Origin of the sequence: Micromonospora sp. NBC_00860 (assembly GCF_045207375.1) — a bacterium.
Lineage (GTDB): Bacteria > Actinomycetota > Actinomycetes > Mycobacteriales > Micromonosporaceae > Micromonospora > Micromonospora vinacea.
Genome location: NZ_CP108825.1, coordinates 6,865,822 through 6,881,418, shown reverse-complemented (window position 1 = coordinate 6,881,418; position 15,597 = coordinate 6,865,822). Strand labels below are relative to the sequence as shown.

General features: G+C 72.1%; 8 protein-coding genes, 1 pseudogene and 1 riboswitch. Of the genes and pseudogenes, 2 read left to right on the top strand and 7 right to left on the bottom strand.

What is annotated here, in order from left to right; all coding sequences use genetic code 11:
• The first annotated feature begins 17 nt into the window (after window positions 1-17).
• Window positions 18-3,197 carry a hypothetical protein gene (locus tag OH804_RS31885; protein WP_406061320.1) on the top strand — a complete coding sequence of 1,060 codons (3,180 nt, stop codon included), beginning with the start codon at window positions 18-20 and terminating at the stop codon, window positions 3,195-3,197.
• A gap of 188 nt (window positions 3,198-3,385) precedes the next feature.
• On the opposite strand, the gene thiC is transcribed toward OH804_RS31885, so the two are convergent.
• The 7 genes and pseudogenes from thiC to thiE form a co-directional block, all read right to left on the bottom strand.
• Entirely contained in the window at window positions 3,386-4,978 is a 1,593-nt protein-coding gene (gene thiC / locus OH804_RS31880) for a phosphomethylpyrimidine synthase ThiC (RefSeq protein WP_145790332.1), read from the bottom strand.
• Window positions 4,979-4,995: 17 nt separating this feature from the next.
• Window positions 4,996-5,781, bottom strand: coding sequence for a bifunctional hydroxymethylpyrimidine kinase/phosphomethylpyrimidine kinase (gene thiD / locus OH804_RS31875; protein ID WP_406061317.1), 786 nt, complete (start codon window positions 5,779-5,781; stop codon window positions 4,996-4,998).
• Window positions 5,782-5,939: 158 nt separating this feature from the next.
• Window positions 5,940-6,512: pseudogene (locus OH804_RS31870) on the bottom strand (thiamine phosphate synthase); the annotation flags it as partial.
• Window positions 6,513-6,577: 65 nt separating this feature from the next.
• Window positions 6,578-7,357, bottom strand: a complete 780-nt coding sequence (locus tag OH804_RS31865) for a thiazole synthase (protein ID WP_196919795.1) — start codon at window positions 7,355-7,357, stop codon at window positions 6,578-6,580.
• Entirely contained in the window at window positions 7,354-7,554 is a 201-nt protein-coding gene (gene thiS / locus OH804_RS31860) for a sulfur carrier protein ThiS (protein WP_196919796.1), read from the bottom strand. Before thiS ends, OH804_RS31865 begins: the two co-directional genes overlap by 4 nt.
• Window positions 7,545-8,702: a glycine oxidase ThiO gene (thiO, locus tag OH804_RS31855; protein WP_406061315.1), complete on the bottom strand. Its 1,158-nt coding sequence runs from the start codon at window positions 8,700-8,702 to the stop codon at window positions 7,545-7,547. The genes thiS and thiO overlap by 10 nt, the downstream gene beginning before the upstream one ends.
• Window positions 8,696-9,322: a thiamine phosphate synthase gene (gene thiE, locus OH804_RS31850; RefSeq protein ID WP_196919797.1), complete on the bottom strand. Its 627-nt coding sequence runs from the start codon at window positions 9,320-9,322 to the stop codon at window positions 8,696-8,698. Before thiE ends, thiO begins: the two co-directional genes overlap by 7 nt.
• Window positions 9,317-9,426: riboswitch (TPP riboswitch) on the bottom strand. Its footprint overlaps the gene before it by 6 nt.
• 313 nt (window positions 9,427-9,739) lie before the next feature.
• On the opposite strand from thiE, the gene OH804_RS31845 reads away from it, so the two are divergent.
• A complete protein-coding gene (locus OH804_RS31845; RefSeq protein WP_406061312.1) occupies window positions 9,740-15,571 on the top strand; it encodes a ThuA domain-containing protein in 5,832 nt (1,943 codons plus the stop codon).
• The last annotated feature ends 26 nt before the right edge of the window (window positions 15,572-15,597 follow it).

Genomic DNA, 15,597 nt, shown 5'->3' with positions numbered 1-15,597 from the left:
TGCGTAACGTGCCGGACATGGCCTTTCGGACCTGGGGCAGACTGCTGCTCACGGCGCTCGGGGTGAGCGTGCTGGCCGGAGCCGGCCAGCTCGGCGTCGCATACGGTTTCGGCATCGTCCGCCTGACCGGCGCATTCACCGGCACGACCGTCAACCAGTGGCCGGCCCAGCTCGTCTGGGTGGGCTGGTTCGCCGCGAACGCCGCCGTCGCCGGTGCGGTCCTGACCGGACGTCTCGCCCGCCGCGACGTCCCGGCAGCCAGCACCGCCCGGCAGTTGGCGGTCGGGGCCGCGGCGGCGCTCGGCGCCACAGTCATCGCCCCGCTCTGCATGCAGCCCGCCCGCGCCGCAGAGCTGATCTCCGTCGACCCGGTCTGGGCGGTGGGCATCTGCGCCATGGTCGGTGCGGTGATCGGGGCGGGCGCGGCGGTCGCCGTCCTGTTCCGGCCCGAGCTGGGCTGGAACGTCGCGGTCGTGGCCGGCGCGGTCTGGCTGCTGGCCCTGATCTCCGTCCTGCCGTCGCTCGGCACGGCCGGCCCACTGCCGACCGTCCGGCTCGGCGTACTGGAGCCGAGCTGGCTGGACGACGCCGCCGCACAGCGGCTGGCGCCGCTCCTGCTGCCCACAGTGGCGCTACTGGCCGGCGCGGCGACCGCCGGGCTGGCCCGCTGGCGGGGCCAGGCCCCACTGGTCAGCGGGGCCACCGGGGTGGCCGGTCCGGTGCTGGTGGCGTTCGCCTACCTGACCGCCGGTCCCGGCGACGCGGTGGACCGCTACCAGGCCACCCCCTACTACGGCTCGTTGATCGCGATCCTCGCCGGAGCTCTCGGCGCGGCCGCCGCCGCGCTGCTGCGGTGGCCGACGCGCACCCGTACCGCCGATCCGCAGGCGATAGAGCCCACCGCCATCCTGCGCCCGCTGCCCGCCGGCCCGCCGCTGCCGGGCGCGGCGAACGACCGGGACACCGCCGAGCGCACCGACACGGAGACGACGAACGCCGAGCTGGCCACCGCGCAGCCCGGCGGCGTCGTTGCGGGTCGGTGGGCAGCGGGCAACCCCGATGGCGTACGCACCGTCCCGGCCCACTGGGACTGGCCGGAGACCACAGCGAGCGGCCAGCACGGCCCGGCTCCCACCGCGTCCACTCCCACCGCTTCGACTCCCGCCGCGTCGACTCAGCCGGCGGCCTGGCTGACCGCGCCGACCGGTGAGTTCACCTCTGCGGGGCAGACTCCCCCGGCGCAACGGGATGATGTCCCGGCCACGACCGAGGCCTCGGCCAGCGCCGACGTCAGCGACGTCACCCCGACCAGCGCCACGGCCGGACGCGTCGACGCCGCAACCCCGACGGGTGGCCGTGCGGCCGACGAACCGACAAGCGGCGCGTCGACGAACACGACCGACAGCGCGGCGACGGGCACGAGCGCGAGGTCGACCGGTGGGCGCACCACCCGCAAGTCCGCCAGCACCGCAGTCCCGAGCAGCACGGATGCACTCGGTACTGGCACGACCAGCTCGGCCGCGTCCGGCGCGCCGATCAGCTCGGCCGAGCCGATCCCCACCACCGGCAGCACGGCACGGGCCGGCACGGCCCGGACCAGCCCAGCCGCGACCAGCACGGGCAGCGGCACGGAGGCCAGCGCATCCCCCACCGGCACTGGCGCTCCCAGCCCTGTCACCGCCGCCAAGGGCACGACCCCGACGGACACGGGACCGACCAGCACGAGCAAGGGCCCGACCAGCGCGGCCACGGGCCCGACCAGCACGGGCACGGCCGACCACGGCACGCCCGAGGCACCGCCGACGATCAAACCGCGACGGACCCGTAAGTCGAAAGCCACCCCGGACGCCGCCGCCTCCGACGTGGCCGACGACACGCCCCCTGTCGATTCGGCAACCACCGACGAGACGACCACCCGCGAGACGACCGCCGACGAGACGGTCAGCCGCGAGACGACCACCGGCCGCGCCACGAAGGGCACCAAGCCGGGCGGGTCCGCCGACAGCAGCAGCTCCGACGCGGCGACCGACACTCCGGTACCCAGTCAGGGGGGCCAGGGTGGGCGGTCGAGCTCGACCTCCGAGGTCACCTCGACTGCTGCCGCCGGCACGCCAGCAGCCCGCACCACCGCTACCGGCGCGAAGCGAGCACCGGCCACGCCCGCCGCCGGCTCGAAGCAAGCGCCGGCCGCCTCGGTGACCGCCGAAGCCGGTGCGACGCAGGTGCCGGCCAACCCGGAGTCCCCGGCCACGGCAACCGACGCCACCCCGACCCCGACCACTGAGACCGGAACCGGAACCGGGGCGACACAAGCACCGACCACCACAACCGGGGCGACGCGAGCACCGGCGGTACCGACCACGGCGACCGGCCACACTGGCGCGGAAGCCACCCCGCGCGCCCGGAAGACCGGCAGCAAGGCAACAGCGGCCGACGCGACCAGTGATTCTGCAATCGCCGGGGCTGGTGACACCGACAGTGCGCGGCCCGCCGCCGAGGGCGTTCCCACCGCCGGATTGTTCGAGTCCACCGCCGCCAGTGACCCGGACGCCGGCCGCTGGACGCCCGCGCCGTCGGGTTGGCCGGTCACCTCGACCTGGACGGTGCCACCGCAGGCCTCCGAGCCGGGGGCACCGGCACCGGAGGGGCCGAGCAGTTCCGACGAGCCCACCGGGCCGACGCCCAGGCCCCGGCACCGGGCACCGTTGCCGGACCTGAGCCGGGCCGGCACCTGGAACGCATTCGACACCTCTCGGCGCGGCGGTTCGGCGGGGTCACCGGACAGCTCGACGGCACGCACAGCGCCGACCGAAGCCAGCGAGACGAACGCTCCCGCCGAACGCCCGGGCCCGTCGGAGTTCCCGGCCACGGTGGACGCACCCTCGGGTGCCGCCACCACCAGCGCCGATACCGGCAGCGGCGATCCGGCGCCTGACGACGCCGCAGCGGCGACGCCGCCGAAGGTGGCCGAGCAGTCCTCTCGGCGAGGGCGGCTCGGCGGGTTGTTCCGCCGCAACCGGTCCCGCGCGGACGAGGAGAGCCCGAAGACGTCGGACGAAGCGGAGCCGCTGGCGACCCAGGACGAGGAATTCGTCGACTGGGTCGCCGGCCTGAGCAAGCCGGTGTCGGACAACGAGCCCGAGCAGGAGAATGGCCGCCGGTCGTTGCGCTCCACCGGTCGACACCACCGCGAGTGACCCACCGTCACTGACTTCACCACGTAGCGCACACACGCACCGACCGGTCGCCGCTGATCGACTCGGGTTCACTGATATCGGGCTATCCCACGCAGCCGGACACCGCGACATCAATGAACCCGAGTCGATCACCCCGCGACACCCCCGCAACACCGGGGCGCCACGGGGGCGTCGCACCCTGGCGAGGGTCAGGCGAGCGGTAGGTAGACCCGGCTGCCGCCGGAGACGAACTCCTCCGACTTGTCCTTCATGCCGCGTGCCGCGTACTCCTTGAGCTCTTGGGTGATCTTCATGGAGCAGAACTTCGGGCCACACATCGAGCAGAAGTGCGCGGTCTTCGCCGGCTCCGCGGGCAGGGTCGCGTCGTGGTACGAGCGCGCCGTCTCCGGGTCCAGTGAGAGGTTGAACTGATCCTCCCAGCGGAACTCGAATCGCGCCTTCGACAGGGCGTCGTCCCAGGCCTGCGCGCCGGGGTGTCCCTTGGCCAGGTCCGCCGCGTGCGCCGCGATCTTGTACGCGATCACACCCGCCTTCACGTCGTCCCGGTCCGGCAGGCCGAGGTGTTCCTTCGGCGTGACGTAGCAGAGCATCGCAGTGCCGAACATGCCGATCATCGCGGCGCCGATCGCCGAGGTGATGTGGTCGTACGCGGGCGCGATGTCGGTGGTCAGCGGACCGAGCGTGTAGAAGGGCGCCTCGTGGCACCACTCCTGCTGAAGGTCCACGTTCTCCTTGATCTTGTGCATCGGCACGTGGCCGGGGCCCTCGATCATCACTTGGACGTCGTACGCCCAGGCGATCTTCGTCAGCTCGCCGAGGGTGCGCAGCTCGGCGAACTGCGCCTCGTCGTTGGCGTCGGCGATCGAGCCGGGGCGCAGCCCGTCACCGAGGGAGAACGTCACGTCGTAGCGCGCGAGCAGCGCGCACAGCTCCTCGAAGTTGGTGTAGAGGAAGTTCTCCTCGTGGTGCGCCAGGCACCACGCCGCCATGATCGAACCGCCGCGGGAAACGATCCCGGTGACCCGGTCCACTGCCAGCGGCACGTACGGCAGGAGCACCCCGGCGTGCACCGTCATGTAGTCCACGCCCTGCTCGGCCTGCTCGATCACGGTCTCCCGGAACACCTCCCAGCTCAGCTTCACCGGGTCGCCGCCGACCTTCTCCAGCGCCTGGTAGATCGGCACCGTTCCGATCGGTACCGGGGAGTTCCGCACGATCGCCTCACGGGTCTCGTGGATCCGCTTGCCCGTGGACAGGTCCATCACGGTGTCCGCGCCCCAGCGGGTGGCCCAGGTCAGCTTCTCCACCTCCTCGGCGACCGACGAGCTGACCGCCGAGGTGCCGATGTTGGCGTTCACCTTGACCAGGAACGCCTTGCCGATGATCGCCGGCTCGCACTCCGGGTGGTTGACGTTGAGCGGGAGGACCGCCCGACCGGCGGCGATCTCGGCTCGCACGAGCTCCGGGTCGACGTTCTCCCGGATCGCCACGAACTCCATCTCCGGCGTCACCACCCCGGCCCGCGCGTACGCGAGCTGGGTGGGCCGGCGACCGTCCACCCCGGCCAACGGCGTGCCCGCACCCCGCACCGGTGCCACGTCACCCCGCTCGGCGATCCACGGCCCGCGCAGCGGCGGCAGCCCCACCTCCGGGTCCGACCCGGGACCTGACGTGTCGTAGAGCCGCACCGGCGGCAGGTCCCCGGTCAGTCCCACCTCCGCGAACGGCACCCGGACATCCGGCCGCGAACCCTCGACGTACACCTTGCCTCGTGCGTGCATGACAGCCTCCCTGGTGATCAAGCGGACCAGCCGAAGTGGTTCAGCGGTCCGCGCCCCGCTCCGAGCTCCCAACCCCGCGCGCCGGTCAGCGCACGGAGCACGTACTCCTTGGCGGCCCCCACGGCGGCCGGCACCGGATCGCCCAGACCGAGCCGCACCGCGATCGCCGCCGAGAACGAGCACCCGGTGCCGTGGGTGTGCCGGGTGGGCACCCGGGGTGCGCGCAACACCGTGGTGACCCCGCCGCCGTGCAGCACGTCGACCGCTTCGCCCCCGTCCAGGTCACCGCCCGTGACCACCACGTACTCCGGGCCGCCGGCCACCAGGGCCTCGGCGGCCACGACCATCGCGGCCACGTCGTCCACCGGGCGTCCGGTGATCGCCGCGGCCTCCGCGCAGTTCGGGGTCGCGACACTGGCGTACGGCAGCAGCCGCTCCACCGCGCCCACCACGCCGAGCCGGTGACCACTCGTGGCGACCAGCACCGGGTCGACGACGAGCTGAGGCAGCCGACCGTCCCGGGCCGCCTCGGCAACCACGTCCGCGATCGCCGGGGTGCCGAGCATCCCCGTCTTCACCGCGCAGACCGTGAAATCGGTGAGCACGCTGTCCAACTGCTCGGTGACGGTGCGCGGGGGTAGCGGCAGCACCGCGTCGACACCCCTGGTGTTCTGCGCGGTGACCGCCGTGAGGACGCTGGTGCCGTACGCGCCCAGCGCGGCGAAGACCTTGAGGTCGGCCTGGATGCCTGCGCCGCCGCCGGAGTCCGAGCCGGCGATGGTGAGGATGGTGCTCGGGGTCACTTCTCCTCCTTGGTTGCGGTTTGGGGCTGCGGCCGACCGTGCCCACTCCGGGCGGTCAGGCTTGATCCCTGCGTGGGCACGGTCGGCCGCAGCCCTGACGTGGAGACCTGGGTGACCCCGCGCCGGGTTTGGGTCAGCACAGGGGTAACCGCCTCTTTGAAGGCGCTGGTCAGGGTGGCGGCTGTCTCTGCCGGGTTCGTGGCGCGCATGAGTGCGCCCAGTACGGCTACTCCGGTGGCTCCTGCTTGGACGCAGGCGGTTACCTGGTCCGGGGTTTCGACTCCGCCCAGCGCCAGCAGCGGCACGGGGCTGGAGTCGACAAGCTTTCGCAGGCCGTCCGGTCCCAGGGGTGGGCCGTAACCGGGTTTTGTCCTTGTGGGCCAGATTGGGGAGACGGTGGCGTAGTGCTCGGTGGTCAGGCGGTTCAGCTCGGTCTGGTGGTGGCAGGAGCGGCCGACCAGACCGTGGGTCGGCGGCGGGTACGGGCCGGCGGCGGGCAGGTGCACGGCGTCGCCGCCGAGCGGGTCGGGGCCGGCCACGATGAGGGTCCCGTCGACGTCGGCGAGGATCGCCCGCAGTTCGGCGGCGAGGGCGGCACGTTCGGCGCGCGGCAGGTCCTTCTCCCGCAGCACCACCCAGCGCACTCCCCCGGCCACAGCTCCCGCGATAGCCCGGTCGAGCCGAGCGCGAGCGACCAGCCGATCGGTAAGAACAACTACCCCAGACGGAATCTTGGAAGGAATGGGCCTCTCCAGGGGCAGACTGCTTCCAAGATCTGCGGGCGGCACCAACCCGGTCACAGCTCGGGTCTTCCCTCGTCGGGGGTGGAGGCGAGCGCGTGGAAGCGGCGGGCGATCCGGCCCGCGCCGGCGGCCAGTCGGCCGGCCTCGACCGCCAACCGCATCGCGGTGGCCATCGCCACCGGGTCGGCCGCCCGGGTGACAGCGCTCGCCAGCAGCACCCCGTCACAGCCCAGCTCCATGGCCAGGGCCGCGTCGGACGCGGTGCCGATCCCGGCGTCGAGGATCACCGGCACGTCCACACCCTGCCGGATGAGTCGGATGTGGTGCGGGTTGCCGATGCCGAGCCCCGAACCGATCGGCGAGCCGGCTGGCATCACCGCGGCGCAGCCCACGTCGGCGAGGCGACGGGCGAGCACCGGGTCGTCGCTGGTGTACGGCAGCACTGTGAACCCGTCGGCGACCAACTCCTCGGCGGCGCGGAGCAACTCCACCCCGTCGGGCAGGAGGGTCCGCTCGTCGCCGATCACCTCCAGCTTGACCCAGTCGGTGTCGAACGCGTCCCGGGCCAGCCGGGCCACCTTCACCGCCTCGGTGGCGGTGTGGCAGCCGGCGGTGTTCGGCAGCAGGCGTACCCCGCACCGGTCCAGCAGCTCCAGCAGACCGCCGGTGGAGCCCGGCGCCGTGCCCACCCGGCGCAGCGCCAGTGTGACCAGCTCGGTACCGGACGCCCGGATCGCCTGCTCCAACATGTGCAGGTTCGCGGCGCCGCCGGTGCCGAGGATCAGCCGCGAGGTGAAGGTCTGCCCACCCAGTTCGAACGGCACGGCGCTCACCCGCCCTGCGCCGCGGTGAGCACCTCGACCCGGTCACCGTCGCGCAGCGACCGGGCCGGCCAGCCGGTCCGGGGCACCACCTCGCCGTTGACAGCGACCGCCACCCCACGGGGGTGCGGCACGAGGTCGCGGACCAGGTCCGCCACTGACGCGCCAGCGGCGACGCTGCGCCCGGTCCCGTTCACCGTCAACTCCACAGGTCCCCCTCCATCGTCGGTTCAGCTCGGCCCAACGCGGCAGCGCCGAAGCGGTCGGCGCGAAAGGGCGCGAGCAGCGGGTCGGGTACGCCGCCGAGCACCAGGTCGGCGATCAGGTCGGCGGTGATCGGGGTGAGCACGATGCCGTGCCGGTGGTGTCCGGTGGCGGCCAGGACGTCGGGTCGGTCGGGCAGCGGCCCGAGGACCGGCGCGTTGTCCGGGGTGCCCGGGCGCAGGCCGGCGACCGCCTCGACCAGGTCGTACTCGGCCAGTTCGGGCAGCAGGTCGATCCCGGCGCGCAGCAGCCGCTGCACGGCGCCGGCGGTGACAGTGGTGTCGGAGCGCTCCTCGACAGTCGCGCCGAGCACTACCTCACCGTCGGTGCGGGGCACCAGGTAGACGTGCTCGCCGTCGGCGTACCCCCGGATCACGTGCCGGAAGCCCGGCGCGACGCCGTCGGACGCGCGGAGTCGGAGGATCTGGCCCTTCACCGGCCGCACGGGCAGGCCGGTGAGCGCGGCGGCCCCGCGGCCGGCGGCGACCACTGTGACCTGCGCGTCCACGTCGGACAGCTGCCGGACCGGCTGTGGCACGAGCACCGCGCCGGCCCGCTGCGCGGCCGTGCGCAGCGCCGGCACCAGCAGCCGGGGGTCGACCTGGTGGTCGGTGGGCGCGAACGCGCCACCACGCACCCGCGGGGCGAGCGCCGGTTCGCGGTCGCGCAGCTCACTGGGGCGCAGCGGCGTCACGGGCAGGCCCAACCCCTGCTGGTACGCCCACAGCCGGCGCGCCTCGGCCAGGTCGTCGCCGGTGAGCCCGACCATCAGGGTGCCCTCGGTCCGGTAGCCGATCTCGACCCCGGTCGCCTCGGTCAGCTCGGCGGCGAACGCCGGCCAGCGGGCGGCGGACGCCAGCAGCAAGCCGGTCAGCTGCCGCTCACCGAAGTACGCCTCGGCGACCGGGGAGAGCATGCCGGCGGCGACCGCCGACGCCCCCGAGCCGGGTGCCGGATCGTGCACCACCACCCGCAGCCCCCGCGCGGCGCAGCGCCAGGCAATGGCCAGCCCGATCGGCCCCGCCCCCACCACTGCCACGTCCGGCCGGGCCCGGTCGCTCGACGGCGATGACGGGGACCGGCCGGTCAGCACGTCAGGGCCTCGATCAGCTCGGCGGTCGCCAGTGCCGGGTCGGCGGCGGCGGAGACCGCACCGACCACCGCCACCCCGTACGCCCCGGCGGCCCGCAGCGCCGGTACCCGGGCGGCTGTCACTCCGCCGATCGCGATGACCGGGACGTCGACGGCGTCGACGACGGCGCGTACCCCGGCGGGTCCGATGGGGTCCGGCAGGCCGGTCTTGGTGCTGGTGGTGTGGCACGGCCCGACGCCGAGGTAGCTGGCGCCCGCCGCGACGGCCTGGCGCGCCGGGTCGGGCGCGCGGGCGGTGGCGCCCAGCACGCCGGTGGGGCCGAGCACCCGGCGAGCGGCGGCGACCGGCAGGTCGTCGGCGCCGACGTGCCCACCGGCGGCGCCCACCGCCAGCGCCACGTGCAACCGGTCGTTGACCAGGCAGGTCGCACCGTACGGCGTGCAGAGCGCCAGCACCCGCCGGGTCAGGTCGTACGCCTCGCGGTCGGTGGCGGAATCCTCGACCCGGACCTGCACCACCAGGTCGGCGTGGGCCACGGTGAGGGCGGCGCGAACCACTGCGAGTGGGTCGCGGCCGGGTCGGGTGTCGGTGATGAGATGCAATCGCCCCAGGGACGGCACGGCAACGCTCCTCCCTGCGCCGGCATTACCCGGATCAGGTTCAACGGTCGGGGGCTGTCAGCCCCCCTCTCAGCCCGGTACACCGGGCTCCCGTGGGTTACTTGCGTGTCACCGTACGACAGATCCGCCGGCCTGCCAAGGCGCGGGGTCGACGGCAGCCGGCGGGCCGGACCACGCCACAACGATCAAGATCCATGGGGCACTTCATGCGGTCCTGTTCGGAATGTCGCACGCCGTTGCAGAACCGTTACCCGTCCGCATCTTGCCCGACATCGAACCAGCCGAATTAATTTGTTCAGCGATTCGACAAAATGTCGGTGGGGACACCCTGGCACGGTGTGACCACCGACTCCATCAGGGACGGCCTTCGGCGAGCCGACTCCCGCGAGCCCTGTCAACTACGACACAGGAGGCGGCGTGTCCCGTTCTCGTCGTGCCCGCGTACCCATCACCGCAACCCTGATCTCCCTGGCCATGGCCTCGACCACCCTGTTCGGCGCGCCCGCCCAGGCGGCCGCCCAGGTCCCCCCACGGGATGCGAAGGCCGCAGCCCCGGTCAGCCAGGTGGCGCCGAAGGCGCCAAAGGCCGCAGCCGATCCCTTCTCCGTCCTCGTCTTCTCCAAGACCGCCGGCTTCCGGCACGACTCCATCCCCACCGGCATCGCCGCCATCCAGCAGCTCGGCGTCGACAACGGATTCACAGTGGACAACTCCGAGGACGGCGCCGCATTCAACGACGCCAACCTGGCGAAGTACAAGGCGGTGATCTGGCTCTCCACCACCGGTGACGTGCTCAACGCCGACCAGCAGGCAGCGTTCGAGCGCTACGTGAAGGCCGGCGGCGGTTACGTCGGTATCCACGCCGCGTCGGACACCGAGTACAGCTGGGCCTGGTACGGCGACCTGGTCGGCGCGTACTTCGCCAACCACCCGCAGAACCAGCAGGCCACGGTCAAGGTGGAGGACCACGCCCACCCGTCCACGGCCGGACTGCCGGACCGCTGGTCCCGGTTCGACGAGTGGTACAACTACCAGACCAACCCCCGGCCGGACGTGCACGTGCTGGCCAGCCTGGACGAGAAGAGCTACACCGCCGGCGCCGGCGCGATGGGTGCGGACCACCCGATCGCCTGGTGCCAGGACTACGACGGTGGCCGCTCCTGGTACACGGGAGGCGGGCACACCCGGGAGTCGTACGCGGAGCCCGAGTTCCTCTCCCACCTGCTCGGCGGCATCCGCACCGCAGCCGGTGTCGAGAACGCCGACTGCGGCGCCTCGAAGACCTCGAACTTCGAGAAGGTCACGCTGGACAGCAACACCAGCAACCCGATGGAGTTGGACATCGCCCCCGACGGGCGGGTCTTCTACATCGAGCGCGACGGTCGCGTGCAGATCGTGAAGCCGGACACCGGCAACACCGTCACCGCCGTCGACCTGGACGTCTTCACCGGCAACGAGGACGGCCTCATCGGCATCCGGCTCGACCCGGACTTCGCCACCAACAAGTGGGTGTACCTGTACTACGCCCCGAACGACGGGGTCACCCGCAACCTGCTGTCCCGGTTCACGGTGACCGGTGACACCATCGACCCGGCAAGCGAGAAGCAGGTGCTGAGGGTCGACACCCAGCGCAACACCTGCTGCCACGCCGGCGGCAGCATGACCTTCGACGGCGCAGGCAACCTCTACCTGGCCACCGGTGACAACACCAACCCGTTCGAGTCGAACTCGTACACGCCGATCGACGAGCGGGCGGGGCGCCAGGACTACGACGCGCAGCGCACCTCGGCCAACACGAACGACCTGCGCGGCAAGGTGATCCGGATCCACCCGGAGGACGACGGGACGTACACCGTTCCGGCCGGTAACCTCTTCGCGCCGGGCACCGAGAAGACCCGTCCCGAGATCTACGCGATGGGCTTCCGCAACCCGTTCCGGATCGGCACCGACCCGAAGACCAACACGCTGTACGTCGCGGACTACGGGCCGGACGCCAACGCGGACAACCCGAACCGGGGCCCGCGCGGTCTGGTCGAGTGGAACATCGTCACCCCGGGCAACTACGGCTGGCCGTACTGCACGGGCACGAACGAGGCGTACAACGACTACACGTTCCCGTCCGGCCCGAGCGGCGCGAAGTTCGACTGCGCCGCGCCGGTGAACAACTCGCCCAACAACACGGGCCTGACCAACCTCCCGCCGGTGGTCCCTGCGACCGTCGACTACGGGTACGCCGGCGACGCGCGTTACCCGGAGATCGGCGGCGGCGGCGCCCCGATGGGCGGCCCGGTCTACCGGTACGACGCCGACCTCAACTCCAACCGCAAGTGGCCGGCGTACTACGACGGCAAGGCTCTGCTCGGTGAGTGGAACCAGAACAAGATGTACACCATGCAGGTGACCCCCGACGGCAAGTCGTTGGTGGACATCAACCAGCTGCTCACCGGCATGAGCATGGTCCGGCCGATGGACTTCGAGTTCGGCCCGGACGGCGCGCTGTACCTGATCGAGTGGGGCAGCGGCTTCGGCGGCAACAACGACAACTCCGGCGTCTACCGGATCGACTACACCGCCGGTGACCGCGCGCCGATCGCGACGGCGTCCGCGACCCCGACGTCGGGCGCCGCGCCGTTGACTGTCGAGTTCTCCAGCGCCGGATCCCGGGACCCGGACGGTGGCACTCTCACCTACGCCTGGGCCTTCGGCGACGGGCAGACCTCCACCGAGGCGAACCCGACCCACACGTACGCCACGGCGGGCAACTACACCGCCCAGCTCACCGTCACCAACCCCAAGGGCCGTACCGCGGTGGCCAACGTGCCGGTCACCGTGGGCAACACGTCCCCGACGGTGACCATCGAGTTCCCGCCGGACGGTGGGTTCTTCGAGTGGGGTGACCAGGTCCGCTACTCGATCAAGGTGACCGACCCGGAGGACGGGCAGATCGACTGCGCCAAGGTCAACCTCCAGGTGCTGCTCGGCCACGACGAGCACGCCCACCCGCTGGAGCAGCACACCGGCTGCAGCGGCACCGTGCAGACGTCGCTCGCCTCCGGGCACGGCGCCGAGGCGAACGTCTTCGCGGTCTTCGAGGCCACCTACACCGACGGTGGCGGGACCGGCGGGGCCAGCCCGCTCACCGGCCGCGCGATCGAGGTGCTCCAGCCCAAGCGCAAGCAGGCCGAGTTCTTCACCGCCACCGGGCGCGCACCGGTGAGCACCGGCGGCGGCGACGCCGGCGTGCAGCGGGAGGCCGGCGCCGACACCGCCGGCGGCGGCCAGAGCGTCGCGTTCATCGAGGACGGCGACTGGTGGTCGCTCGCCCCGGCGGACCTGACCAACATCACCGAGATCCGGTTCCGGGCCGCCTCCGCCGCCGCTGGCGGTCGGATCGAGGTCCGCGCGGGTGCGGTGGACGGACCGGTGGTCGCCACGGCCGTCGTACCGTCGACCGGCGCGTGGCAGACGTACACGGACGTGAGCGCACCGGTCACCGGCGCGGCGAGCGGCTCGCTGTACTTCCTGGCCCGCGACCCGAACGGCGGAACGGGTTCGCTGTTCAACGTCAACTGGATGGACTTCGTCGGCCGCGGTGTCACCGAGAACGGGCCGCCGACGGTCAGCGCCACGGCCACCCCGGCCACCGGCACCGCGCCGGTCACCGTCGCCTTCGACGGCACGGCCACCGACGCCGAGGGCGACACCCCGCTGACGTACGCCTGGGACTTCGGTGACGGAGGCTCGGCGACCACACTGGACGCCAGCCACACCTACACCAGCCCGGGTACCTTCACGGCCACCCTCACGGTGACCGACAGCAAGGGTGCCAAGTCGTACGCCACGGTGCCGGTGCGGGTCGACGCTCCGGACACGTCCTGCTTCGGGGCGCGTTCGGACGACTTCAACGGCAACAGCCTCGACAAGGACCGCTGGACCAGCGTGATCCGGGAGAACCAGCTCTACTCGCTCAGTGGCGGCGCGCTGCGGCTGCCCACCGGCGTGGGTGACCTCTACGGCGCACGCAACGACGCCACCAACCTGGTGCTCCAGGCGGCCCCGACCGGCGCGTGGGAGATGACCACCAAGGTCACCCTGCCGGTGACGGCCAACTACCAGCAGGCTGGCCTTCTGGTGTACGGCGACGACGACAACTACGCCAAGCTGGACCTGCTGTACAACGGCAGCCGGGCGGTGGAGTTCATCCGGGAAACGGCGGCCACGCCTCGCAACGAGGCCGACGACAGGACCGCCGCACCGGCGGGTGACACCGTGTACCTGCGGATCACCAGCGACGGGACGAACCTGACCGCGGCCGTCTCGGCCGATGGGCAGACCTTCACCCCGGTCGGCCGTTCGGCAGCGCTCGCCGGCATCACCAACCCGCGGATCGGGGTCTTCGCGCTCAACGGAGGCACCGAGGCGCCGGTTGTCGACGCCGCGTTCGACTCGTTCCAGGTCACGCCGGACGCTCCGGCCGGCCCGGTCGACCCGTCGGACGAGTTCACCGGCAGCACGCTGGACAAGTGCCGGTGGGACGCCATCACGCGGGAGGACCCGAGCGGTTACCGGGTCACCGATGGCGCGCTGCGGATCGACGTGCCCAACGGTGACATCTACGGCACCGACAACACCGGGCCGAAGAACTTCATCCTCCAGACCGCGCCGTCGGGCGACTGGACCCTGGAGACGAAGGTCGACGGCAGTCTGCTGAACGAGCAGTACCAGCAGGCCGGTCTGCTCGTGCAGGCCGACGACGACAACTACCTGAAGTTCGACTTCATCGCGGACAACCAGGCCGGCCAGGCGGTGACGCGGCGGATCGAGTTCCGCAGCGAGATCGCCGGGGTGGTCCAGAACCCGCAACCCGAGGCGGGCAACCTGACCTCGGCGGTGTGGCACCTGCGGCTGGCCCGCACGGGCGACACGTTCACCGCGTCGTACTCGGCCGACGGGACGACCTGGACCGCGTTGACGGCGCTGACCAACAGCGCGGTCGGGGCCACCCCGAAGGTGGGGCTGTTCACCCTCGGCGCCAACCAGACAGCGTCGAAGACCGCCTCGTTCGACTACTTCCGGCTCAGCACGGAGGTGGCCGACGAGACCGCGCCGGTGACCACGGCGGCGGTTTCCGGCACCCCGACCGACGGGTGGCACACCGGACCGGTGACGATCACGCTCACCGGCGCCGACGAGGCCGGCGGTAGCGGGCTCGCCAGCACGGAGTACCAGCTGGACGGGGCCACCACCTGGACGGCGTACACCGCTCCGGTGGCGGTCAGCGGGGACGGCGAGCACGAGCTTCGGTTCCGCTCGACGGACAAGGCCGGCAACGTGGAGGCGACCAAGACCGTCTCGGTCAAGATCGACGCCACCGCGCCGGTGACCTCGGCGACGTTCGCTCCGGCGAACGACGCCGGTTGGCACAACGGGACCATCCCGGTGGTGCTGGCCGCGACCGACGCTGGTTCCGGTGTCAAAACTGTGGAGTGGTCGCTGGACGGTGGCGCGTGGACGCCGTACTCGACGCCGGTCGAGGTGACCGGCGACGGGCAGCACGAGCTGCTGTTCCGCTCGACGGACAAGGCGGGCAACGTCGAGACGCTGAAGTCAGCGGTGCTGCGCATCGACGGCACCAAGCCGACGCTGCTGGTGTCCGGTCTCGCCGACGGACAGCTCTACGGCGACAGCCAGGACGTTCGGGTGTCCTGGCAGGCCGTCGACCCGACCTCGGGCATCGCGAGCGTGGTCGGCCAGCTCGACGGTCAGGCGTACACCAGCGGCACGCTGCAGGCCATGTACGACCTGTCGCTCGGTCTGCACGAGCTGACCGTGACCGCGACCGACAAGGCGGGCAACAAGACCACCTCGACGGTCCGGTTCTTCGTCACCACCTCGTTCCGGGACATGCAGAGTCTGCTGGACCGGTTCAAGGCGACGGGGCGGCTCTCCACCAAGGCGCACAAGCAGTTGTCGAACAAGCTCGACGCTGTTCGCGCGTCGGAGGCGGCCGGCGACGACAAGGCGGCCGTCCGGCAGCTGACCGCGTTCCGGACGCTTGCCTCCGACGCCACCCTGGTGCCCGAGGCGGAGGTTCGGGACGTCCTGATCCGGGACGCCGACGCCATGATCGTTCGGCTCGGCGGCGCGGCCAGCAAGGCCGGGGTCAAGGCGAACGACGGTGACCCGGTCAAGGGCACCGGGCGGCTCGGTGGCGATGCCACCCGGCTGGCACCCGGTCGCCAGCTCTGATCCGACGAGGCCCCTCCCCGGCGCTA